Genomic DNA, 23,520 nt, shown 5'->3' on the forward strand with positions numbered 1-23,520 from the left:
GGCCTTGGCCAGCCCCTGTCCATGGGGCGGCGGTCAGTCGCGCCGCTTTTTGTCCAGACCGCCGCCCACCACCCATTTGATCTGGCGGCATACGCCCATGAGCAGATTGAATTCGTGGCGCCTAAGCCCCACCCGGTCGATGAAGCGGCGCACCGGCAGCATCCAGTAGTCCGGGTTGTCGGCCTTTAAAAAATCAATGGCCAACAGCGACTCCCGCAGCGCTCCAAACAGCGATTCCCGCTCGGCATGGGTGGCGGCGCGCGAAGGCAAGGGCACATCCTCTTCCTCGGCCAGCCCCTGGGAGGTCTTAAAGACCTCGTAGCAGACCAGCAGCACGGCCTGGGCCAGATTGAGCGAGGTGGCCTCGTCGGCTGTGGGGATGTTGACCAGCCGGCCGCAGAGCTGCGTCTCCTGGTTGGACAACCCGGCGTCCTCCGGCCCAAAGACCACGGCCACGCCATCGCCTGCGGCCAGGGTCCGCCAGACGCTGCCGGCCGCCTGCCCGGGGGTGATCACACCCTTGCGCCAGCCGCCCAGCCGCGCCGTTGTGCCGTAGACATCCTGGGCTCCGGCCACGGCCTCGGCCAGGGTGGCGACGATTTCCAGCCGGTCGAGTAGCAACCCGCCCTTGCTGGTGGCCATGGGCCGTGCCCGGTCCAGGTCAAAGGCCGGCGGATCGACCAGCACCAGCCGGGTTACACCCATGTTGGCGCAGGCCCGGGCCGCCGCGCCGACGTTTTCCGAGAATTTGGGTCTGAAAAGGACGATAGTGAGATTATTGAGCATAGTTTCCATGGAATAGAGCAGGAGGAATGTCGGGAGGGAGGCCCCGTCTTTCCCGCAACGTTTACAGACGCGGCTTGTTTTATCAAGCGAAAGTGAAAATGGGGGAGTGGTGACTGCTCCCTTGCTCGGCAGCGATGCACAGCGCATCAAACATGGCAGGCAGATATGAGGAAAGCGCCTTGACCGCTGCGGCTATTCGTGGACCAGTAAGTATAAGGAGCCCGCTGTAGAGAGAGAACCTCAGCCAGGAGAAAGGAAATGCCCTTTGAATCAGAATCGTTACTTGATGATATGAAATTGAATAATAGACTCATCCTCGCTGAGAGCGAATTGGAGCACTCTATAATCTATGCTCTTCTTAATAAGGCACAGGAAATTGATAATGCTGCATTGCTCAGAGAGATTAATAAGTATACTCCAGTTCAAAAATTTGAACGAGATTACACAATGCTACAGGGTCCAATTTATGTGCCAATTTCTCCAGCGAATGCTGATATTGACAAAAATATTCAACGCGCCCGTGCCAGTTGGAGCCCGTCATGGTTTTTGGAGAAACTCGCTCCAGGCGGAGAGATGGATTATAAAGCTGGCCATGGTAATATAAAATATGAAGATTTTGGAAATTTTAATTATGGTGCTGTCGCACTTGCTTTTGGTTTGTCGGAGAAAGTAGCATTGCGAGGAGCAGGCTTGGTACAAACGATTGTTGATATTTCAAGAATAAAGAACAATAAAGGTTCTGACGAAGCAAAACAATATTTTAAGGATCATAAATTTGATTTTCTTGGCCGTGAATCTTACGGTGACCAGCGGAAAGATCAGGAAATGATCAAACAGGGGTTCCGTTATTACAAAGAGGTCTATTTAAAAAAAACAGTCAAGCAAAACAGCAATTGAAGATTTTGAGAATATGCAAGAGATACAGAAAAGGATTGGAGCAGAAGAGTGGGGTAGTTTTTTTCAGAATGGAAAATATAAAAGTACTACGAGAAAAATAGTCTGTCGCATTGTTAAATAGTGTAATGGCACTCTTTCGTGAGAGGAGTTGGTATTCACCGCGCCGCAAGTTTTTCCCTGGTCAGTCTTCCGTAAGTCAATGCGCTGCACGCCATCCAACTGCGGTCAGGAATAGAGCTGATAGTTAGCATTACGTTGCGACAACGCTTAGTCATTTAAAATTGTTAGTCTATTTGTTTTGTGTTGGACGGACATAATCCCCCGCCTCTTCGTCTGGGGGGTCGTTCATGATGATAGGCAAATAGCCAAGCTCTGGATATATAATATACCAGCAGCGTTCAAGCTTGTGGGGAAAACGCGCTCTTTCAATTCTTATCCAGCGCGAAATGTTGTCGTCAGGAACGTAACAAAGTCCGATATCGAGTGTGAGAATATTCCATCCTAACGAAAAAATTGCACTTGTTTGGTTATCAATTGTTGTGTAAATGGTTAAACCGTTTTGTGTGGCGAGATGAGTATGGGGTTGTGGCAAGTGTATGACTGCTGATGGCGTGTTTTTGTTGCCAATTCGCCCATTTTTAATCATCTTGATGATTTCTATGCGTTCTTGTTTGAATAATTCGAAGTATAGTTTGTCGTCAATACTGCCAGAAGGGCCTGGGGGGTAGTATACTATGAAATAGAGATTGAAAAGAAGTGGGAGGACGGCCCAAAGAGGCGTTGTCCAGACATAGCGGAAAAAGACATATGTATTGCGGATGAGCAAGAAAAATTCATATAGTAAAATCCAGTTGGGCAGGGGGCGGCTGATATTAAACGGCATGCGGCAGCACAGGATGTAGCCGAAATACAGGAATGGCGTAACAAGCGCCATGAATGTGAGCATCGCCCGCAAGGCTCGCTGGCAGCGTCGTTTCGCCAGCCAACGACGGCGCGCAGGGCAGACGGGCATTTGCGGAACCTGCGTCTGGATGATCATGGCACCCGTTTATCGGTTTTTCAATGGATACGCCAGACCAGCCCCGAGGCGCAGTGCGTCGGCGGGGTTTCGCCGCCAATCAATTTGCAGAACTTCTCCAATTGAGGGGGCGGGGGTGTCTCCACAGCCGCCGGGGCAATGGTGGTTCCCGTCAAGCTTGCCGTGCGGCATTGCCCACCCGACAAAAGTGTATTCTCCGCCCCACCCACCGTCGCGGCAACGCCGTCCCCCACGTAACCCCTTGCCTTCCAGGAGGGATTCCAAAGGGGCCACCCCTTTGGCCGCCGGAGGCCTCTTCTGTCTTTTCTTCGCGTCCGTTTTTCCGCTCTCGCTACAGCGAGCAGAACACCGTCGGGTCTTCGCTAAAGGGCGTCACTTCGTGCTGGCCGGTGGATTCGAGCACCGAGCGCCAGTAATCCGAGGTGATGTTGAGTTTTTTGCGCTTAAGCGTCACGAGATCCAGCGGCAGATGGACGTAGCGGTCGAAAAGGCGCGACACCACCATGCCGGTCTTGCCGGCCATGGCGGCGTGGACGGCGTTTTGGCCGAGGAAACCGCAGTAGACCCGGTCGTTGGCGTTGGCCGGCACCGAGCGGATGATGTAGCTGGGGTCGATAAATTTCAGCGTGAGCGGCATGTCGCGCTCGCGGAAATAGTCTTCGATTTCGCCGCACAGGAACTGGGCGATATCGCCCAGCACCGGATTGCCCGAGGCGTCGCGGGCACCGGTGTCCGGCAAAAGGCTTTGCCCGGCACCCTCGGCAACCACAATGACGGCGTGTTTGCGGGATTTAAGCCGCGTCTCCAGTGACGGGAGCAGCCCGTGGGGACCGGTCAGGGAAAAGGAGCATTCCGGCACCAGGACGTAGTTGACTTCTTTAAGGGCCAAGGTGGCCTGGGCGGCAATAAACCCGGATTCCCGGCCCATGACCTTGACCAGGCCCACGCCGTTAAGCGCGCCGATGGCCTCGGTATGGGCGCAGCGGATGGCCTCGGTGGCCTTTTCCACGGCGGTGTCGAAGCCAAACGACTTGGTGACCAGATTCACATCGTTGTCGATGGTTTTGGGCACGCCGATGACGCTTATTTTCGAGCGCCTGCGGGCAATTTCCTCCTGGATGCGCCGGGCGGCCTTCATGGTGCCGTCGCCGCCGACGACAAAGAGGATGCCGACGTTTAAGCGCTCCAGGGAATCGACGATGTCCTCGGGGCGCTGGGGGCCACGGCTGGAGCCGAGCACCGTGCCGCCGAACTGGTGGATGTCGGATACGGCCTCGGAAGTCAGGTCCACCGGGGCATGGCCGTAGGACTCGATAAAGCCTTGCAGCCCGAACCGGATGCCGAGCACGCCGGCCACATTGTAGTTGTGGCGGCACTCCATGACGATGGCCCGGATGACGTCGTTTAAGCCCGGACACAGCCCGCCGCAGGTGACGATGGCCACCTTGACCTTGGACGAGTCGAAATAGATCTTGCCGCGTGGTCCGGCCAGTTCGAAATCGGCCCGGCACGGACCGGTCCCGGGGCCGAAATCGCTGGCATCAAGCTCCATGGTGACCCGGTCCGCATCGTCGGTAAACCGGCAATAGGGCAGCGGGGAGGGGATCTTGGCCGGCCCCAGCGTGGCAATGGCGGTCTCGGCCGGGGAGACAGGACAACGGTCTTGCATGGCGTGCTCCTTAAGGCCCGCAAACTACCAGTTTGCGCCCCCGGCAGCAACACGACCCGGCGACAATCCGGCGAAATCGCGTCCGCGCGTCGTTTTCACAAAAGCGCAGACTGCCAGCATGGTCGTCCTCCGCAACCCCTGACGGACATTTCAGGCCGCGTCGCTAGTCCCAACGCACCTTGACTTCCGAGGAGTCACCGCGCCCGGAAATGACCACCTTGCCGGCGCTGCCAAGGGTCAGGCTCTGCCCCGGGGTCAGCACCGTGTCGCGCCCGTCGCCGGTGGCCGTCACCCAAACCGCGCCCTTGGCGCAGACCACCCGGCAGGTGCGCACGCCGGTGAGCGCCAGATACTTGCCCTGGCCAAGACGGAAATAGAGGCTTTTGCCCGGCGTAAAAAGCTTGGCCCCGGCCTTGGCCGCCAGCCGCATAAAGCGGTTGTCGCGCCAACGGCCAAGCCACTCGTCGATGATCCCCGGCCGCGCGGCGTCAAGCGCCCTGTCTTCCCGCATACGATCTGCAAACATGGTTGCCCCCTTTCGCTTGCCCGGTGGCAACGGCCCCCGGCTTGCTTCCCTTGGACCATATTTGCTGTTACCATCACAGATACAGTTTTTAAAAAAAACGTGCATAACAGATTCGTCCCGACAAGACACCCGCCGGCTACCCGGGCCGGTTGCCGCCACCCGGGACAGCCGAACCGCCAGGCCGTTGCCAAGGAGACGCCATGACCCAGCCACTGCCGCAAGCCGCTGCCGGCGTTTTTCGCTATGTGACCGTGGAAAAACACATTCTCGAACTGATCGAGTCCGGGGAGCTGGCGGCCGGGGAACGCATCCCGTCGCTGCGGGTGCTGGGGAACCGGCTTGGGGTCAGCGTCACCACGGTCAATCAGGCCTATTTGGAGTTGGAACGGCGCGGCGTGGTGGAGGCCCGGCCCAAGTCGGGATTTTTTGTGCGCCACGCACCCCCCCGCCGGCCGGCCCCCCAGGGGGCGAGCCAGCCGGCCAAGGCCCCGGCCGCCGTGGCCCGGGGGGCGCTGATCCGGGAGGTGCTCGACGGCATGGGCCGACGCGATATCGTGCCCTTGGGCGTGGCCCGCACCGACGAGGCGCTGTTGCCTGTCAAGCAGTTGGCCCGCCTGCTGGCCAAGGTGGCGGCCGGGGACGACCGGGTGACGTCGTATGAAGGGGTGTGCGGCAATCTGGAGTTTCGCCGCCAGATCGCCTGGCGATTGGCCGAGGCCGGCATCGAGGCCGGCCCGGAGGACGTGATGATCACCGGCGGGGCCATGGAGGCGCTGTATCTGGCCCTGCGCTCGGTGACCCGCCCTGGGGACAATGTGGCCATCCCGGCCCCGACATATTATTGTTTTCTGCAACTGCTGGAAAATCTCGGGCTGCGGGCGGTGGAGCTGCCGTCCTTCCCGGACGGCGGGGTGCGCCCGGTCGATCTGCGCGCGGCGCTGGACCGCTTTGATCTGCGCGCGGTGATCCTCACGCCCAATTTCAACAACCCCGACGGTTCGCTTATTCCCGACGCGGCCAAGGCCGAGATGGCGGCGCTTCTGGCCGAGCGCGGCGTGCCGGTCATCGAGGACGACGTGTACGGCGACTTGCACTTTTCCGAGCGCCGGCCGCGCTGCCTGCGTTCTTTTGACGCCAGCGGCAACGTGCTGCACTGTTCGTCGTTTTCCAAGACCCTGGCCCCGGGCTTTCGCCTGGGCTACATGCTGCCCGGCCGCCATGCCGCCCGGGCCTTTGAGATCAAAGCCACCACCAACGTCTGCTGCGCCACCCCCACCCAGATTGCCGGGGCCATGTATCTGGCCCAGGGCGTTTTCGAGCGCCATCTGCGAAAGACCCGGGCCGTATTGGAACGCCAAGCCCGCATGACCGAGGAACGCGTGCTGCGCCATTTCCCCGAGGGCACGCGGGTCACCCATCCCGGCGGCGGCTCCGTGGTCTGGGTGCAGATGCCGGATTGCGTGGATTCCATCGCCCTTTTTTACGAAGCCAAGGCCCTTGGCATCGGCGTGGCCCCGGGCAACATTTTTTCCAGTTGCGACCAATTCAAGCATTTTTTGCGCTTAAGCTACGGCCACGCCTGGACGCCGGCCGTGGAGCAGGCTCTGGCCACCCTGGGACGCCTGGCCCACGAACTGGCCGCGCGGGGTACGACGCTGGAATTGGTGCCGTAACGGTTGGGCGGCAGTATCGGATTGTCGCAGAAATCCCGGTGCCAGGGCGTTGGTTTTTTCCGGCAAGGCTGGTAGCCTGTGCTGGAGAGATTGCGGGCCGGATCGGCCCCAAGGGAGCTGGCCGATGCAGTTCACATGCAACCAGGCGGATCAGGCTCTGGTCGTTTGCCTGTCGGGCGAGATCATTATGGACGCCGTGTCTGAGCGCAAGGCCGAGGTCGAACGTCTGGCCCGGGCGGCTCCCGGAGCAAACGTCGTGGTCGATCTGGCCGGGGTGACCTTCATGGACAGTTCGGGCGTGGGGTTTCTCATCGGCCTTCGCCGGCTGTGCCAGGAGCAGGGCAAGACCATGACCGTGGCCAACCCGTCGCCCCCCATCAAAAAACTCCTGGATATGCTGCGGCTGACCGACTATTTCGCCGCCCCGGCCCCAATCTGATGCCCGTCATGCGCATCGCCATCATCGATGATTCCGAAACGTTTCGGGCCTTTCTCTTCAGCCTGCTGGTGGGCTGCGGCGATATGGAAGTCCACGCGTCGGCCGAGGACTTTTTAGCCGATCTGGATGCCGGCACCGCGCCGCCGGATCTCGTGCTCATGGACCTCATCATGCCCGGCATGAGCGGTCTTGCCGCTATCAAGCGCCTCAAGGCCAACCCGGCCCTGGCCGATGTGCCGGTCATCGTCGTCACGGTGTCCGACGCCGCCGCCGATCTGGCCGAAGCCTTTGCCGCCGGGGCCATGGACTATATCAAGAAGCCGCCCTGCCGGCCCGAGTTGCTGGCCCGGGTGGATTCGGCGCTACGGCTCAAACGGGCTATCGACGAACGCAAGGCCCGGGAACGGGAGCTTAAGGCCGAGAAGGAATACATCGCCGCCATCTTGGAATACTCCCATGACGGCATTGCCGTGGCCGGCCGCAGCGGCCGTTTCACCTTCGTCTCCCCCGGCATGGAGCGCATTTTCGGCCTGCCCGCCGACACCTACTCCACCTCCGACCGCTGGCTGGATATCATTTTCCCCAACGAGGCCGCCCGGGACGATCTCACCGATATTTTCGTCTCCCGTCCGGCCCCGGGCCATGTCTGGCGACGGCTCTACCCCTTTGTCGACAAGAACGGACAGGCGCGTATCTGCCAGATCCATTTTTCCACCATGCCCAGTGGCGATCTGATCTTAAATATCCAGGACATGACCCTTTTCGAGAAGCAGAAGGAAGATCTGGTCAAAAAGCACACCCGCCACCAGAAAGACCTGGACGCGGCTGCCGAGATCCAGCAGAGCTTGCTCCCCCGGCGCTTCACCATGTCCGATTCGCTGCGCTTTGCCTGGGAGTTTCTGCCCTGCGACAACATCGGCGGCGACATCTTCAATGTCTTCCCGCTGGGGCCAAACCATGTGGGCCTGTACATGCTTGATGTGTCCGGGCATGGCGTGGCCTCGTCGCTGGTGGCCCACTCGGTCTACAACTTCATGCACTACCAGCGCTCGACACTCATCGACCGCTCGGACGGCCACATCGACGTGGTGCCGCCGGAAGTGGTGCTGGAACGGCTCAATGACGAATTTCCGTTCACCAAGTTCCAGAAGTTTTTTACGATCTTTTTCATGACCATCGATCTGCGCACCGGCTACGCCCGCTACGGCAATGCCGGGCATCCCGCGCCTCAGCATATTACCGCCGCCGGCGTTGTCACGCCGCTGCCCATGCGCGGCACCATCATCGGACTCACCGGCCTTGGCCCGGTGCCGCCCGGGGAGCTGACCCTGGCCCCGGGGGATAAGATCCTGTCGCTCAGCGACGGTCTGGCCGACAGCCGCAACGCGGCCGGCGAATATTTCGGCGAGGAGCGCATCGATGCGGTCCTGGCCAACCAGGCCACGGCCCCGGTGGGCGAACTGCTGGCGGCCCTGCGCCAGGCGGCCTGGGAATTTTGCCAGGCCGCCCCGCCCCGCGACGATGTCAGCATGCTCGGGGTGGAATTCGTGCGGCCAAAAGGGTAGGCACTCTTTCTCCGGCGGGGCCACCCTCCAACCTCCGCCTCGCTGCCGGCACCGGCCGCCAGGGACAAGACGCATCCAGGCTCCCCGCAACGCCCCAACCCGGCCGCAATCGGCCGCAACTCCCCACAACCACCCGCAACCACCCGACGTACCCATGCCCTTTACCGTCTACCATGCCCCGCCCGGACTGTTGCCTGAACTGACCCGCGAACTCGGCAGCGCCGTCACCGCCGTGCGCGATCCTCTGGTCGTGGCCCAAGGGCCGCCCCGCGAGTGCGCCTTTGCCGCCAACATCTGGACCGAACCGGCCTTTATCCCCGTGGATTCCATTGGCGACGCGGCCAAAAAACTGACAGCCCTGGGGCGCAACTGGTCGCTGGTGCCTTCGGGGCATTTCCGCCGGGCGGCGCTTCTGGCCGAAAAGCTGCCCCGGCCCCCGGCCAGACCGCTGGTTTTTGGGAAGGCGCTGCCGCGCGCGCCCCTGGGGGCGTTTACGCTGTGGGAGGACAATGTGCTGCTGGCCTCGCCGGGCACCAGCCAGCCCGTAGCGGACGGCGTCTACCATTTCAACGAAGACCGGATAGGCCCGCCGAGCCGGGCCTATCTCAAGCTGTGGGAGCTTTTTACCCGCCTGGGCGTTCAGCCCGCCCCGGGCGAACTGTGCCTGGACATGGGCGGCAGTCCCGGGGGCTGGGCCTTTGTGCTGGCCGGACTCGGCGCCCGGGTCTTTTGCATCGACAAGGCGCCGCTGGCCCCAAACGTGGACAAAAATCCGCTGGTGACCTGGTGTCCGGGCAGCGCCTTTGGCCTGGACCCCCGCCATGCCGGGGCCGTGGATTGGTTTTTTTCCGACGTGATCTGCTATCCCGAGCGCTTGTATGCGTGGCTGATCCGCTGGCTGGAGCTTGGCCAGTGCCGGCGCTTCGTGCTGACGGTCAAGCTGCAGGGCGAGACGGATTTCGCCCTGCTGGACCGCTTCCGGGCCATCCCCGGCAGCCGGCTTCTGCATTTAAGCAACAACAAGCACGAATTGACCTTTGTCAGGCTTGAAACCGGGGAGCCTGTTTAAAGCGCGCGTTGTTGCCCGCCCGTGCCCTGCCCGGGCCGTGGGTCAGCTCCCGTCCGGCCGTGCCGCGTCGGCCGCCTTGCTGCGCTTGGGGCCGCGTCTGGTGAAGCGCCAGCGCAGCCGATCCAGATAAAGATAGATCACCGGCGTGGTAAAAAGCGTCATCAACTGGCTGATCACCAGCCCGCCGGCAATGGCGATGCCCAGCGGCCGGCGCAGCTCCCAGCCCGAACCATGGCCAAAGGCCAACGGCAACGCTCCCAACAAAGCGGCCAGGGTGGTCATCATGATGGGCCGAAACCGCTTGAGGCAGGCTTCGGTGATGGCCTCGCGCGGGGCAAGCCCCCGGGTGCGCTCGGCCTCCAGGGCGAAATCCACCATCATGATGCCGTTTTTCTTAACGATGCCAATGAGCAAAATGATGCCGATGACAGCGATGATGGACAGGTCCAGGCCAAAGACCCACAAGGCGGCCACGGCCCCAAGCCCGGCCGAGGGCAGGGTGGACAGGATGGTCAGGGGATGGATGGTGCTCTCATAAAGGACTCCCAGGACAATGTAGACGGCCAGCAGCGCGGCCAGCAGCAGATAGGGCTGGTTTTTAAGCGACTCGCCAAAGGCTTGCGCCGTGCCGGCATAGGTGGTGCGGATGGTTTTGGGCACACCCATGGCGGCCACGGCCGCGTCGATGGCTGCCGAGGCCTGGGACAGGGACACGCCCGGGGCCAGGTTAAACGAGATGGTGGCGGCCGGAAACTGGCCCTGGTGCTGCACGGAAAGCGGGGTTTGGGCCTCATGCACACTGGCCACGGTGGCCAGCGGAATCTGCTTGCCGTCAGTGCCCGGGACATAGATCTGGCGCAGCCCCTCGGGTGAGGACCAGATGCGCTTTTCGGTGTCGAGCACCACATGGTACTGGTTGACGTCGGCATAGGTCACCCCGGCCAGACTCTGGCCGAAGGCGTCGTAGAGGGCGGCATCGATGGCGGCCGTGGTCACGCCCAGGCGGGCGGCGGCGTCGCGGTCGATGACCACCGAGGTCATAATACCCTTGTCTTCCTGGTCGGCCACCACATCGGTAATGCCGGCAACCGCGCGCAGCCGTTCTTCCACCCGGGGAGCCCAGGCGGAAAGCTCGCCGTAATCGTCGCCTAAAAGCGTAAACTGGTAGAGCGCCTTGCCCGCCCGGCCGCCCAGGCGCAGTTCCTGGGCCGGCATGAGAAAGGCTTGGGCTCCCGGGACGGCGGCGAGCGCCTTTCGCAGGCGTTGCAACGTCACGGCCAGGGGCGGGCGCGCAGACAGGGGCGCTAGCGTCACAAACATCTGGGCCGAGTTGACGCTGCCGCCGCGCGGGCCGCCGCCGCCGCCGGTAAAGCCCGTCACCGAGGCCACGTCGGGATCGGCTTGTACGATCGCCACCACGCTTTCCATCTTGCCGGCCATGGAATCGAAGGAACTGTCCGAGGAGGTCTGGATAAATCCCATGAGCCGGCCGGTGTCCTGCTCCGGGAAAAAGCCCTTGGGGATGACAATGTAGAGCCAGACAACACCCACAAGCGCCCCGGCCGTGGCGGTCAGCATAAGCCGGGGATGGGACAGGGCCACGGCCAGGGCGCGCTCGTAGCCCCGGGTCACGGCCTCAAAAAAACGGCGGCCAAGGCCCGGCCGGGAGGCCGCCTTTGGCCTGTGGGGGCGCAGCAGCACGGCGCACATCATGGGCGTGGCCGTCAGTGACAGCAAGAGTGACAGCATGATGGCGATGGACAAGACGGCGGCGAATTCCCGAAAAAGCCGTCCCACCATGCCGCCCATGAAAAAGATCGGAATAAAGACCGCCACCAGTGACACGCTCATGGACAGGACGGTAAAGCCCACCTCCCGCGAACCGGCTATGGCGGCGTCACGGGGCGACTGCCCGGTTTCCAAGTGGCGCGAGACGTTTTCCAGGACCACGATGGCGTCGTCCACCACGAACCCGGTGGCAATGGTGAGCGCCATAAGCGACAGGTTGTCCAGGGAATAATCCAGCAGATACATGATGGCAAAGGTGCCCACCAGCGAGGCCACCGTGGCCACGGCCGGGATGACCATGGCCGAAAAGCTGCCGAGAAAGAGCCAGACCACGGCGATGACCAGCAGGCATGACAGGCCCAGCGTCGTCTCCACCTCGGACAGCGAGGCCCGGATGGGCGGACTGCGGTCCATCTCCACGGAAAGGGCCACATCGCCCGGGAGTGAGGCCTCCAGCTGGGGCATAAGGGCCCGGACATTGTCCACGGTCTCGATGATGTTGGCCCCGGGCTGGCGAAAGAGGATGACCATGACCGCCGGCGTGCTGCCGACCAGGCCGGCCGTACGCACGTCCTCCACGGAATCGGTAATGGCGGCCACGTCGGACAGGCGCACGGCCGCGCCGTTTTTATAGGACAGGATCAGCGACTGGTATTCCCGGGCAGTGTGGAGCTGGTCGTTGACCGCGATCTCGTAGGCGCTCCCGTCCCCTTCGATGCGCCCCTTGGGCCGGTTGACCGTGGTTTCGGTAATAAATTTGCGTACATCCTCCAGGCCAAGGCCATGCTGGGCCAGCTTGGCCGGATCGACGCTGACCCGCACCGCCGGCAAGGCCCCGCCGCCCACGAACACCTGCCCCACACCTTCGACCTGGGCCAGCTTTTGCTGGAGCACGGTAGCGGCCACGTCGTACATCTCGGCCCGGGAGATGGTGGCTGAAGTGAGCGCCAGAACCATGACCGGGGCGTCGGCCGGGTTCATTTTGCGGTAAGTGGGATTTTGCCGCAGGGTGGCCGGCAAAAAGCCGCGCGCCGCGTTGATGGCCGCCTGGACGTCGCGGGAGGCCCCGTTGATGTCGCGGGACAGCTCGAATTGCAGATTGATCTGGGTGGAACCCCGGCCACTGGACGAGGTCATTTCCGTCACCCCGGCGATGCGGGCGAACTGGCGCTCGAGCGGCGCGGCAACTGCAGTGGCCATGGTCGCGGGTTCGGCCCCGGGCAGTTGGGCCGAAACCGAGATGGTGGGGAAATCCACCTGCGGCAACGCGGCCGCCGGCAGGAGCCTGAAGGCAATGGCCCCGGCCAGCATCAGGGCCAGGGTCAAAAGGGCCGTGCCAACCGGGCGGCGAATGCAGATTTCGGGCAGATTCATGACCGGGCCGGCTCCCTTGGCGCAACGGTCCGGCCGCGACCGGCCAGACGCTCGAAGAACAGGTAAATAACCGGCGTGGTATAAAGGGTCAGCACCTGGCTGACCACCAGCCCGCCGACGATGGCGATGCCAAGGGGCCGGCGCAGTTCGCTGCCCACGCCCGTTCCGAGGGCCAGGGGCAAGGCACCTAAAAGGGCGGCCATGGTGGTCATCATGATGGGGCGAAAGCGCAGCAGACAGGCTTCATAAATGGCCTCGCGCGGTGGGAGTCCCCGTTCGCGTTCGGCGGTCAGGGCGAAATCCACCATCATGATGCCATTTTTTTTAACGATACCAATGAGCAAGATGATGCCGATAACGGCCATGATGCCCAGATCCTCGCCGCACAGCCATAAGGCTCCCACCGCTCCGACCCCGGCCGAAGGCAGGGTGGAGAGGATGGTCACGGGGTGGATAAAGCTCTCATACATGACCCCAAGGACAATATAGACCGTAATAAGGGCGGCCAGGATGAGCAGCGGCTGGTTTTGCAGCGAATCCATAAAGGCCCGGGCCGCGCCGACAAAGGCCCCGGCTATGCTGGCCGGCAGGCCGAGCTCGGCCGAGACGGCCTTGACGGCTGCCACCGCATCGCCCAACGAATGGCCCGGGGCCACGTCAAAGGAGATGGTGGCGGCCGGAAACTGGGCTTGCCGGTTAATCACCAGCGGCGTTTCCCCCTGGGTCACCGTGGCCACGGCGGAAAGCGGCACCTGCCCGCCGTCGATCCCGGACAGGCGGATGCGGTCCAGGGCCTGCGGCCCCTGGGCCATGGCCGGGGCCATGCCCAGCACCACCCTATATTGGCTCAGTTCCGTAAACATGGTGGAAATCTGGCGCTGGCCAAAGGCGTCATAAAGCACGTCGTCCACGTCGGCAGGGGTTATGCCATAGCGGGCGGCGGCCACCCGGTCGATGTCCACGTTGACCCGAAGCCCGCCCAGGGCCAGATTGTGGGAGACGTTTCGCATCTCGGGCCGCGCGGCCAGGGCTTTGACAAAATGCGGCGTCCACTGGGCCAGATCCTGGCTGCTGGGGGTCTCCAGGGTGTACTGGTACTGGGCCCGCCCGGCCCGGGCGTCCACGGACAGATCCTGGACCGGCGAGAGCGCCACGGTCAGCCCCGGCAGGGTGCGGGTTTTCTCTTCCAGGCGTCTGGCCACCTGGGCCGCGTCGGCCTTGCGGGCACTCTTGGGGATCAGTTCCATGGCAATGCGGCCCACGTTGGGGCTGGGGTTGACCCCGTCCACGCCAACGAAGACCGCAACCGTAGCTACAGCCGGGTCTGCGGCCAGAATCTCGGACAGCCCGGCCTGGGCCTGGGAGACGGCGGCAAAGGAGGCTGTGGCCGCAGTCTCGAAAACGCCTGTCAGGCCGCCGGTGTCCTGCACCGGGAAAAAGCCCTTGGGCACGGCGGCATACAGCCACACCGTGGCCGCAACCGTGGCCACGGCCACAACAAGGGTTGTCGGCTGATGGCGCAGCACCACGGTAAGCGTTCGGGCGTAGAACCGGGACAGGCCCGCGAAAAAGGTCTGGAAGCCCCGGGTTACAAAGTTACCGCGCAGCCTTCCCGTCTTCTGGCCAACAGCCTGCCCCTCCTTCTGGCCCCGGCCCAGCAGCCGGGCGCACAACATGGGCGTCAGCGTCAGCGACACCACGGCCGACAACAAAATGGCCACGCCCAAGGTCACGGCGAATTCCCGGAACAGCCGGCCCACCACGTCGCCCATAAAGAGCAGCGGAATAAGCACCGCCACCAGCGATACGGTGAGCGACAGGATGGTAAACCCGATCTGCCCGGCCCCGTCGAGGGCGGCCTTAAGCGGGGCAACACCTTCTTCCACATGGCGGGCCACGTTTTCGATCATGACAATGGCGTCGTCCACCACGAAGCCGGTGGCAATGGTCAGCGCCATCAGCGTCAGATTATTGAGGCCATAGCCCAGCAGATACATGACGCCAAAGGTGCCGATCAGGGACAGGGGCACGGCCGTGCCAGGGATGAGCGTGGCTGGCAGGTCGTTTAAGAATAAGTAAATGACCCCGACCACCAGGATGACCGCCAGCAGCAGCTCGATCTGCACGTCGTCGATGGAGGCCCGGATGGTGACGGTGCGGTCGGTTAGAACGGCCAGATCCACCGTGGCTGGCAAGGCGGCGCGCAGTTGGGGCATGATGGTTTTGATGCGGTCCACCACGGCGATGACGTTGGCTCCGGGCTGGCGCTGGATATTGAGCACAATGGCCGGCTTGCCGCCCACCCAGGCGGCTTGGCGCAGATCTTCGGGGCCGGCATGGACGTCGGCCACGTCGGAAAGCCGCACCGGCCGGCCGTCGTGGTAGGCAATGATGAGCGGCCGGTATTCCTCGCTGGACAGCAACTGGTCGTTGGTTTCCAGGATCGAAGACTGGCGCGGGCCGTCAAAGCCGCCCTTGGCCTTATTGACGTTGGCAGCGGCAATGGCCGTGCGCACGTCTTTAAGGCCCAGGCCATAGGCCGCCAGGGCGGTTGGGTTGGCGTCGATGCGCACGGCCGGTCGCTGGCCGCCGGCCACGCTGACCAGCCCCACGCCCGAGAGCTGGGAAATCTTTTGGGCCAGCCGCGTGTCGGCCAGATCCTGAATCTCGGTCAACGCCATGGTTTCCGAGGTCAGGGCCAGGGACAGGATGGGCGTGTCGGCCGGGTTGACCTTGCTGTAGACCGGCGGGGTGGGCAGGTCGGTGGGCAGCAGGCTGTAGGCCGTGTTGATGGCCGCCTGCACCTCCTGCTCGGCCACATCAAGGCTTAGGCTCAGGGCGAATTGCAGGGTGATGACCGAGGCCCCCGAAGAACTCACCGAGGACATTTCGGTTAAGCCCGGCATCTGGCCGAATTGGCGTTCCAGCGGTGCGGTCACGGCCGAGGCCATCACATCCGGGCTGGCACCGGGATAAAAGGTGCGCACCTGGATGGTGGGATAATCCACTTGCGGCAGGGCGGAAACCGGCAATTGGAAATAGGCGACGGCTCCGGCCAGGATCACCGCCACCATAATCAGGCTGGTGGCCACCGGGCGCAGGATGAACGGGCGCGACAGGTTCATGGTTTGGCGGCCGTCGTCGGGCCGTTGTTTCTGATCGTCACTTTGGCTCCGTCGCGCAGCCTGTCCGCCCCCTCGACCACCACCACCGCCCCGGCAGCCAGGCCCGAGGCGATCACCACGTCCTCGCCAACAGCCATACCGGCAGTCACCGGCTGGGACTTGGCCACACCCTCGGCCCCCACCACATACACCCGCGCCCCCTTGGGACCATGCTGCACCGCAGCGGCCGGCACCAGGATCACATCCTTGCGCTCTTCCAACAGCAACTCGGCGTTGACGAACTGGTTGGGGAACAGCGCCTCGTCGGTGTTGTCGAAAACGGCCCGCAGTTTGACCGTGCCGGTAGTGGTATCGATCTGGTTATCGACGTTGCCAAGAGTCCCCGTGGCCAGTTTGCGGGTCATGGTGCGGTCGTAGGCGGCAACGGAGAGCTTTTCCCCGGCCCGGAAACGGCTGAGCACTGCCGGCAACTGGTCTTCGGGCAGGGTGAAAAGGACGCTTATGGGCGAGACCTGGGTGATGACGCACAGGCCCGTCGTGTCTGCGGCCTTGACCATATTGCCGGCATCGACCTTGCGCAGGCCCACCCGGCCGGTGACCGGGGCGGTGATGCGGCTGTATTCGAGCTGGAGTCTGGCGTTGTCGATAAGCGCCTTGTCCGTGCGGATGGCCCCTTCGTACTGGTGCACCAGCGACAGTTGCGTGTCCTTGGTCTGGCCGGCCAGCATGTCTTTTTGGGCCAGATTGGCGTAGCGGATAAGGTCAGCCCTGGCGTTTTCCAGAATCGCCGTGTCCTTGGCCAACTGGCCCTGGTACTGCTCCAACTGGGCGGCAAAGGCGCGCGGGTCGATCTGGGCCAGCAGATCGCCCTCTTTGACGAGCTGGCCTTCTTCAAAACGCACGTTCATGAGTTCGCCGTCCACCCGGCTTGTAACGGTCACGGTGCGCAGCGGCGTCACCGTGCCAATGCCGGAAAGCGTCACCGGGGCAACGCCTGTGCGGGCCGTGGCTGTTGTCACCGAAACCGCCTGGCCGCCAAGGCCGGGAGGGCCGCCCGGACCGCCGGGCCCGCCCGGCTGGGCCTGGCCGTTGCCGGCGCTGTGCCACCAAAAGGCCCCGGCGCACAGGAGCAGCAGCGCGCCGAGCGCCAGCCAACGAAACGGTCCCTTGCGGGCTGGACCGGAATCAGTCGTATGCATCGCGAACTTCCTTGATAAATGATTCGGCCCTGGCGCGGGCCGGGCGGGGCCGGTCCGGGTCGAATCGGATTTGCCTTCGCCTGGGCCACGTCGCAGCCGGGCGCGCAAAGGTTACAGCTTAGGCTGGCCGGGGGCCAGTCTGGAAAGAGCGTCCTTCATTTTTGTCAGGGTGTTAAACCAATTTGTACGACAGTGTCGGTGCCGCGTTGCGGGACAGCCTCGTTGTGTCTAACACAGAAAAGGCAAAGAAGTGCAAACGGCCGACAGTCCCGCGTCAGGGGAGGCTGTCGGCCGTTTGGCGGCGCGTATGCCGGCGGCTGGGGTGCGGGCCGGCGGTTGGGCGAACGCTACATGCCGCCGCACAGGCGGGCGAAGCTCATGCACTCGAACCGATTGCTAAAGGGGCACGGCTCCTTGGAAAACCACTTGCGCTTGGGGCACCAGTAGGCGTTTTTAAAGGGCTCGTTGCACCCGGAGGGCGTCGTGGCCTTGCGGGTGTACGAGCCGAACCGCATCTTGCCATCGCTGTGACTGACGTTCCAGACGGCCATGGTCGACACCTCCGTTGTGTTTCTCCCTGCATAGGCCGGGCCAACGGAATCTATTGCCATCTGGTTATGATTTAAACGATTTTTTGCCACAAGGCCGCCGCGTCGCCCCAGCCCGCCAGCCAGCCCTGGCGCACCGCCGCGATTTGATCTAAGAGCCAGTCCGTACCCCATACCCACCGCGCGCCGGAGACGAAAACCGGCGGGCAAAGGAGGACGCCTTGGGACTTTTGGCCGCCAGCGGCGGATTCACCCGATATAGGTTTGTCGGCGAGGTCAACAAACAGACCCTGCGCGAGGCCCCGGACCGGCTCAAGAAATACGCCTTCGTGGACATCGACGGCACCGCCGACGAACGCTCCTACGGCTGGGTCGCCTTTGAAGACTACCTCGACACCGAATGGCGCGGCGCGCCCCCGGAAAAAGGCCACTATCTGGCTTTTTCCCTGCGCCTGGACACCCGGCGCATCTCGCCGGCCGTCTTTAAAAAACACCTGCGCCTGGCCATCGACATCGAAAAACAGCAGATGCAGGGCGAAGGCAAGGTCTTTATCTCCAAAGACCGCAAGAAAGAGATCGCCGAACGCGTCAAACTCTCGCTCATGGCCCGGGCGCTGCCCATCCCGGCCGTGTTCGAGATTGTCTGGAACACCATCGATCAGGTTCTGTGGCTGTGTACCACCAACGGCAAGATGCAGCAGCTCTTTGAGGATCTGTTCACCATGACCTTTGAGATGCACCTGGAGCCGCAAACGCCGTCCTATCTGGCCGAACGCATCGTCGGCGTCGAACGCGCCCTGGCCATCGAACACCTCGAACCCAGCCAGTTCGGCGGCTAACCAGGGGCGCTGCCCCTGGACCCCGGCAGGGCGCTGCCCTGCACCCGCCAGGGCGCTGCCCTGGACCCGCCGGGGGGATGATCCCCCCGGACCCCCCGACGGGGGAGGGGAGGGGTGTGGCGGCGGCCTTTTTTGTCGCAATTGCTCACGCGTGGAGAGAAAATATGGATTCGATGATGGCGGAAGCCAAAAACCCGGTGCTCGGCCAGGATTTCCTGACCTGGCTGTGGTTTAAAAGCGAAAAAAGCGGCTGGCTGTTCAAGCTGCCCGACGGCGGCGAGGTCAACGTCTATCTGGAGCAAAAGATTTCCGTGCGCGGCGGCGTCGGTGAAGAAGCCGAAACCGCCACGGTGTCCGGTCCCCATGCCCAGTTCGGCGAGGCGCGGCTTGGCGTGAAAAGCGGCAAACGCGTGGACCGGGCGCTGATTCGCTTCGAACAGGACGGCGAAACCTGGACCGTGACGGCCAAGGCCGACGATTTCACCTTCAATGCCCTGCGCCCGCCCAAAACCGAAAGCCGCAGCGAAGAAGGCGAAGACCCGGACGCCAAGGTGCTGGAAAAAATGTATTTGATCGAAAAATGCGCCACCTTCTTCGACGCGCTCTACACCCAGTTCCTGGCCGTGCGCCTCAGCCAGGGCTGGACCGGCGAACTCTCCGATTTCAACGAATGGCTGCACGAAGGCGTGTAGGTGTTGGTGCAGGTGTAGGGGAGAGGGAAGAAAAGGCGAAGATGCCTCCGGCGGCCGGGGGCCTGAGGCCCCCGGACCCCCCACCGGGAAAAGTATTTAAGGGGTATTGGACGTGGGCTGGCCTACTGGTCGGTTACCGGCCCGGACAGTCAGCCTGTGTACTTGACGGGGCCGCTTGCGCCTGCGTCCTGAATCCGATTCGGTGGATTCTGGACGCAGGCGCAAGCGGCCCCGCAGACGTTTAAACGCGAAAATTTCGTTCCCGCCACAATCCAAGGCACCCCCTCGTTTCGAAGGGGGGTGTCGGGGGGAAACGCTTTTCAAAAGCGTTTCCCCCTGACATTCGCCTTTCATCTTCGCCTTTTGCCTTCGTCTCTTCGCCTCAAAACATCTTCAAAGCCCGCAGCGTATAGTCCAGCATCTCGTCAACCGGCCGGTCGGGCAGGCAGGCGTGGGCCAGGGACAGGTAGAGCGGCTCGCGTTCGGCCAGGGTGGCGACGATTTCTTCTTTAAGCCCCAGTTCCGTCAGGTTGGGCCGCTGCTCGGCGTTGAGGTCGGCCATGAGCCGCTCGGCCAGCCGGTCCGGGTGGGCTTGCAGATAAAGCACCAATCCTTTGGCCAGCCGGGCGCGGTTTTCGGGCATAAGCACCACGCCGCCGCCCGTGGCGGCGACCAGCCCTTTTTGGGTGGCGGTTTCGGCCAGGATTTCGGCTTCGGCCAGGCGAAAAGCGTCCCAGCCTTCGCGGGCGACCAGGGCGGCGATGGTTTCCCCGCGCACGGCGACAAATTGGGCGTCGAGGTCCACAAACGGGCGGCCCAGGCGTTCGGCCAGACGTTTGCCCAGGGTGGTCTTGCCCGAGGCCCGGGGGCCGATGAGATAGATATTGGTTTCCTCGGAAAGGGGCATGGCTGTCTCCCAATGGGGGCGTGCGGCCGGCAGGATGCGGCCGCCGGGTCCGGGGATAGCCTTGCCGGGGCAACTTGTCGAGGTGCAGGTGTAACCGCTGGCCGTGTCCGAGCGCCTGATCCGGTGACGTGCCTGGGGGAGGGGCGTTACAAGGAGGCGTTTGCCATGGCGACATTGCGCAGCGGGGAATGCGCGCCCAAAGGCGGCGACGGGACCGCCAAGGCGACGGGTTCCGGCCTGCGTCTGGACGGCATCGACGACGGTGCCCTGGCCCGGGCGGCGGCCCAAGGCGATCAGCGGGCCTTTGCCGTGCTGGTGGGCCGGCATCAACAGGACGTGACCCATCTGGCCTCGCGGTTTTGCCAGGAACCGGCCGGGGTTGAGGATCTGGCCCAGGAAGTGTTTGTCAAAGCCTATCTCAATCTGGGCGGGCTGCGCGACGGGGCCATGTTTCGCAGTTGGCTGCACCGCATAGCCGCCAACACCTGCATCGACTGGCTACGCCGGCGCAAGGCCGAGGTCGGGCTGGTCAGCGGCCTGGAGGACTCCCTGCCCGACGAGGGCGAAGTGGCCAGAGGGCAGGCCCGGGAGGCCCGGCGGCGGCTGGAGGCGGCCATGTCCGTTCTTGGCCCCAAGGACCGGCTGCTGGTGGCCTTGCTGGGGCTTGAGGGCAAAAGTGTGGAAGAAGTGGCCGAGTTGACGGGTCTTTCCCGGGTCAATGTCAAGGTGCGGGCCTTTCGGGCCAGACGCAAGCTCAAAGCGTTTTTGGAGAAGGATCATGGCTGAAGCAACGCCGAGTTGGCGCAGCGCAACGGTGGCGGTCGTGTTTGTTTTAGGGGTGGGGTTGGGCTGGCTTGGTGCCAGCCGTCAGGCCATGCTTGATAATCGGGCCAGGGATGTGGCCGGTTTCGAGGTCATGCGCCAGCGGGTGGACGCCGAGTATATGCGCCGGCTGGATTTAAGCGAGGCGCAGCGCAAACATTTTACGGCCGTGTGGGATGAAGCCCACCGGGAACTGAATCTGGCCATGAGCCGGATGCGTCCCGAATTTGACGGCCTGCTGCAACGCATAGACGAGCGTGTCCGCCCGACGCTGAGTCCCCGCCAGTTGGCCGTCTACGACCGGCTGGAAAGCGAGCGGCGGTCCCAACTGCCCCCGCGCCCGGCCGACAGCGAATAGTCCCGCACGCCGGGAATTCCGGCATGCCCGCCCAGGGAGCGCTGCGCCAAACCGAAGCCCCCTGGTCCAGGCCCAACGTTTGAGGGCGTGCTACGCGTTGGCCTGTCCCTCTGGCGCGTCCCCGGCCGTAGCCTCCTGGGGCATGCTTGGGGCCAGAGGCTGGGTCGCCCCTGCGGGCGTAACCGCCTTGGTCATATGGTTGACCAGGAAGGCCGCAAGCAGACCGCCCAGTTCGCCGGCACCGCTGCCCTGGACCAGGACGTCGGGCGTCACCTTGATCTGGCCGTCCTTGATGCGCTCGGCCAGGGCAATGGCGGTCAGGCCGCTGCCGCCGATGACCTTGCCCTGCAGTTCAAAGGCCTTGGCCGTGGCTTCGCCCACGGCCAGGATTTTGTTGCCCTCGGCCTCGCCCTTGGCGGTGATCCCCTTGGCTTCGCCCTCGGCCTTAAGGCGCAAGGCTTCGCCCTCGGCTTCAGCGCTCTTGATGGTGGCCTGCCGATTCTGCTCCGCCACCTTCACATTGATTTCCGAGGCGACCAGCACTTTTTGCTGATCGGCCTCGGCCCGGGTCTTTTCCGTGGCGATGCGGGCCTGCTCCGCTTTTTGCTGTTCGGTGTACTGGGCCTGTTCCTGCTGGGCGATGATCTTTTTGGTCTGGGTGTCCATCAGATCCTGGGGCAGGGTGATCTGGCAGATGAGCACCGAAACACACTCCACATGATACTTCTCCAACTCGCTTTTGGTCCGGTCCTCGGCTTTTTTCTGTTCATCCTGGCGGTCCTGCATGAAGTTCATGGCCGAGGTGGCCGAGGCCTGGTTGCGAAAGCTCGAATCGATCATGGGATGCACGACATGGATGATGAGGTTGTCGATGGAGCCGACCTTGGCCACCATGTACGGGGCCTGGTCGGGACGGACCCGGACCACGACCTTGACCGAGACGCCGATGGTGAAGCCGTCCTTGGAGATGACCTTGAGCGGGTCAAACCGGGTGTCCTTGGCGTCGTCCCAATCGATGGTGATGTTGGTGGTATCGACGATATAGGGAATAAACGCCCGGCGGTTCAGGTAATACCGGCCCGGTCCGGCCACTTCTTCCTGAATGCCCCGATAGCCCTTGGGCACGACGTAGACTTCCTGGAACCCGCCGCCTTGGGGGCGGGCCGCCTGGGCTGCCCCCAGCCGTATTTTCACCTCCTGGGTGGGTTCCTCGCCCACATTGGAGACGACCACCGCCACCTGGCCGCGTTCGACCACGGTCACACTGTCGGCCGAGACCTGGAACATCATGGGATTGATATAATAGGTGCCCGGCCGCAGGACATCGAGTTGCGGGCCGCGTTGGCCGCCTGTGTCCAGAAAGGCCTGGGCGTTTTGGAAATCGCTGTGCCCGGCCACGGACTTGGCCACGAATTCCTGCTCCGGCAGCGGCACGCCGTCCAGGGCGGTCACCAGTCCGACCATGCCCTGTTCGATCACGGTGGCGTCGGTCACGACGACCGTAAAAAGTTTCGTGTTGATCCGGTAGGTGCCGGGGAGCAGGATGTCGATTTGCGGGCCTTTCTGGCCGCCGGCTTCGAGAAAGTTCCTGCCGTTTTCGAAATTGGAATGCCCGGCGACGCGTTTGGCCAGCAGCCGGCCCGTGTCGATGGGCGCGCCGTCCTGGGCGGTGACCATGCCGATTTTGCCCTGGGGAATCTCCACGGCGGGTTCGACGCCCACCGAAAACAGGAACGGATTGATCCGGTATTTGCCCGGGGGGAGTATCTGGATCTGCGGTCCTTTTTCCCCTTCGTTTTCTAAAAACGCCTCGCCGTCCTGGAAGGCGTCGTGCCCGGCCACCTCCTTGGCGAAGATGTTGCCCGGGGGGACCGGATTGCCGTCGATGGACTCGACCAGCCCCACGGCCCCGGTCCCTATTTCCAGGAATTCGCTCTTGGTGGCCTTGTATAAAAACGGAATCAGGAAATGCAGTCCCGGCCCCAGGGTCCGGGCCTGGACGCCGACCTCGCTTTTGCGGGCCACAACCCGGCCCTGGGGCATGTTGCGGCCAAGCCAGCGGCGCTCCAGAACGGCGATTTCCATGCCGCCCACGAGCACAACCGATTCCTTGATGATATAGTAAAGAATAATAAAGCCCATCAGCCACATTGCCAGCGAAAAATAGACCAGTATCATTTCAGCGGACATGGTTTGTCTCCCTTA

Annotated in this window: 19 protein-coding genes; 9 read left to right on the top strand and 10 right to left on the bottom strand. The window is 63.0% G+C overall.

The window, feature by feature from the left end:
• Window positions 1–33: 33 nt before the first annotated feature.
• Window positions 34–786, bottom strand: a complete 753-nt coding sequence (locus GTA51_RS06955) for an RNA methyltransferase (protein ID WP_160959802.1) — start codon at window positions 784–786, stop codon at window positions 34–36.
• 258 nt (window positions 787–1,044) lie between these two features.
• On the opposite strand from GTA51_RS06955, the gene GTA51_RS06960 reads away from it, so the two are divergent.
• The gene (locus GTA51_RS06960; RefSeq protein WP_160959803.1) at window positions 1,045–1,683 is read left to right on the top strand and encodes a polymorphic toxin type 44 domain-containing protein; all 639 of its coding nucleotides are present in this window, start codon (window positions 1,045–1,047) and stop codon (window positions 1,681–1,683) included.
• 289 nt (window positions 1,684–1,972) lie between these two features.
• Here GTA51_RS06960 and GTA51_RS06965 read toward each other — a convergent pair whose 3' ends face one another.
• The 3 genes from GTA51_RS06965 to GTA51_RS06975 all read right to left on the bottom strand — a co-directional run bounded on the left by GTA51_RS06965 (window position 1,973) and on the right by GTA51_RS06975 (window position 4,917).
• Entirely contained in the window at window positions 1,973–2,722 is a 750-nt protein-coding gene (locus GTA51_RS06965) for a hypothetical protein (RefSeq protein ID WP_160959805.1), read from the bottom strand.
• A 331-nt stretch (window positions 2,723–3,053) separates the two neighbouring features.
• On the bottom strand, window positions 3,054–4,391 hold the full coding sequence (locus tag GTA51_RS06970; protein ID WP_160959806.1) for an ATP-dependent 6-phosphofructokinase: 1,338 nt from the start codon (window positions 4,389–4,391) through the stop codon (window positions 3,054–3,056).
• Between the two features lie 163 nt (window positions 4,392–4,554).
• Window positions 4,555–4,917 carry a DUF2917 domain-containing protein gene (locus GTA51_RS06975; protein WP_160959808.1) on the bottom strand — a complete coding sequence of 121 codons (363 nt, stop codon included), beginning with the start codon at window positions 4,915–4,917 and terminating at the stop codon, window positions 4,555–4,557.
• Window positions 4,918–5,117: 200 nt separating this feature from the next.
• Here GTA51_RS06975 and GTA51_RS06980 point away from each other — a divergent pair, with 200 nt between their 5' ends.
• The 4 genes from GTA51_RS06980 (at window position 5,118) to GTA51_RS06995 (ending at window position 9,663) form a co-directional block, all read left to right on the top strand.
• Entirely contained in the window at window positions 5,118–6,590 is a 1,473-nt protein-coding gene (locus GTA51_RS06980; RefSeq protein WP_160959809.1) for an aminotransferase-like domain-containing protein, read from the top strand.
• Window positions 6,591–6,714: 124 nt separating this feature from the next.
• Window positions 6,715–7,029, top strand: coding sequence for an STAS domain-containing protein (locus GTA51_RS06985; RefSeq protein ID WP_160959811.1), 315 nt, complete (start codon window positions 6,715–6,717; stop codon window positions 7,027–7,029).
• Window positions 7,030–7,037: 8 nt separating this feature from the next.
• The gene (locus GTA51_RS06990; RefSeq protein WP_160959813.1) at window positions 7,038–8,594 is read left to right on the top strand and encodes a SpoIIE family protein phosphatase; all 1,557 of its coding nucleotides are present in this window, start codon (window positions 7,038–7,040) and stop codon (window positions 8,592–8,594) included.
• 154 nt (window positions 8,595–8,748) lie between these two features.
• A complete protein-coding gene (locus GTA51_RS06995; protein WP_160959815.1) occupies window positions 8,749–9,663 on the top strand; it encodes an SAM-dependent methyltransferase in 915 nt (304 codons plus the stop codon).
• 42 nt (window positions 9,664–9,705) lie between these two features.
• Here the strand turns inward: GTA51_RS06995 and GTA51_RS07000 are convergent, their stop codons facing one another.
• The 4 genes from GTA51_RS07000 to GTA51_RS07015 form a co-directional block, all read right to left on the bottom strand.
• Window positions 9,706–12,825: an efflux RND transporter permease subunit gene (locus GTA51_RS07000; protein WP_160959816.1), complete on the bottom strand. Its 3,120-nt coding sequence runs from the start codon at window positions 12,823–12,825 to the stop codon at window positions 9,706–9,708.
• Window positions 12,822–15,950 carry a multidrug efflux RND transporter permease subunit gene (locus GTA51_RS07005; RefSeq protein WP_160959818.1) on the bottom strand — a complete coding sequence of 1,043 codons (3,129 nt, stop codon included), beginning with the start codon at window positions 15,948–15,950 and terminating at the stop codon, window positions 12,822–12,824. The genes GTA51_RS07000 and GTA51_RS07005 overlap by 4 nt, the downstream gene beginning before the upstream one ends.
• Window positions 15,947–17,149, bottom strand: a complete 1,203-nt coding sequence (locus GTA51_RS07010; RefSeq protein WP_160959819.1) for an MdtA/MuxA family multidrug efflux RND transporter periplasmic adaptor subunit — start codon at window positions 17,147–17,149, stop codon at window positions 15,947–15,949. Before GTA51_RS07010 ends, GTA51_RS07005 begins: the two co-directional genes overlap by 4 nt.
• Before the next feature lie 347 nt (window positions 17,150–17,496).
• Complete coding sequence (locus GTA51_RS07015) at window positions 17,497–17,700, bottom strand: hypothetical protein (protein WP_160959821.1); 204 nt, start codon at window positions 17,698–17,700, stop codon at window positions 17,497–17,499.
• 218 nt (window positions 17,701–17,918) lie between these two features.
• On the opposite strand from GTA51_RS07015, the gene GTA51_RS07020 reads away from it, so the two are divergent.
• Together GTA51_RS07020 and GTA51_RS07025 are read left to right on the top strand one after the other, a co-directional pair.
• Window positions 17,919–18,536: a hypothetical protein gene (locus GTA51_RS07020; protein WP_160959823.1), complete on the top strand. Its 618-nt coding sequence runs from the start codon at window positions 17,919–17,921 to the stop codon at window positions 18,534–18,536.
• A gap of 164 nt (window positions 18,537–18,700) precedes the next feature.
• A complete protein-coding gene (locus GTA51_RS07025) occupies window positions 18,701–19,228 on the top strand; it encodes a hypothetical protein (protein WP_160959824.1) in 528 nt (175 codons plus the stop codon).
• A gap of 382 nt (window positions 19,229–19,610) precedes the next feature.
• Here GTA51_RS07025 and GTA51_RS07030 read toward each other — a convergent pair whose 3' ends face one another.
• Window positions 19,611–20,135: a shikimate kinase gene (locus GTA51_RS07030; RefSeq protein ID WP_160959830.1), complete on the bottom strand. Its 525-nt coding sequence runs from the start codon at window positions 20,133–20,135 to the stop codon at window positions 19,611–19,613.
• 165 nt (window positions 20,136–20,300) lie between these two features.
• Here GTA51_RS07030 and GTA51_RS07035 point away from each other — a divergent pair, with 165 nt between their 5' ends.
• Window positions 20,301–20,921 (top strand): RNA polymerase sigma factor, encoded by a 621-nt coding sequence (locus GTA51_RS07035; RefSeq protein WP_160959832.1) that lies wholly within the window; start codon window positions 20,301–20,303, stop codon window positions 20,919–20,921.
• Window positions 20,914–21,315 (top strand): hypothetical protein, encoded by a 402-nt coding sequence (locus GTA51_RS07040; RefSeq protein ID WP_160959834.1) that lies wholly within the window; start codon window positions 20,914–20,916, stop codon window positions 21,313–21,315. The genes GTA51_RS07035 and GTA51_RS07040 overlap by 8 nt, the downstream gene beginning before the upstream one ends.
• 90 nt (window positions 21,316–21,405) lie before the next feature.
• Here GTA51_RS07040 and GTA51_RS07045 read toward each other — a convergent pair whose 3' ends face one another.
• Window positions 21,406–23,505: an SPFH domain-containing protein gene (locus GTA51_RS07045; protein WP_211922472.1), complete on the bottom strand. Its 2,100-nt coding sequence runs from the start codon at window positions 23,503–23,505 to the stop codon at window positions 21,406–21,408.
• Window positions 23,506–23,520: the final 15 nt, after the last annotated feature.

The organism is Solidesulfovibrio aerotolerans, assembly GCF_009856865.1.
GTDB lineage: Bacteria > Desulfobacterota > Desulfovibrionia > Desulfovibrionales > Desulfovibrionaceae > Solidesulfovibrio > Solidesulfovibrio aerotolerans.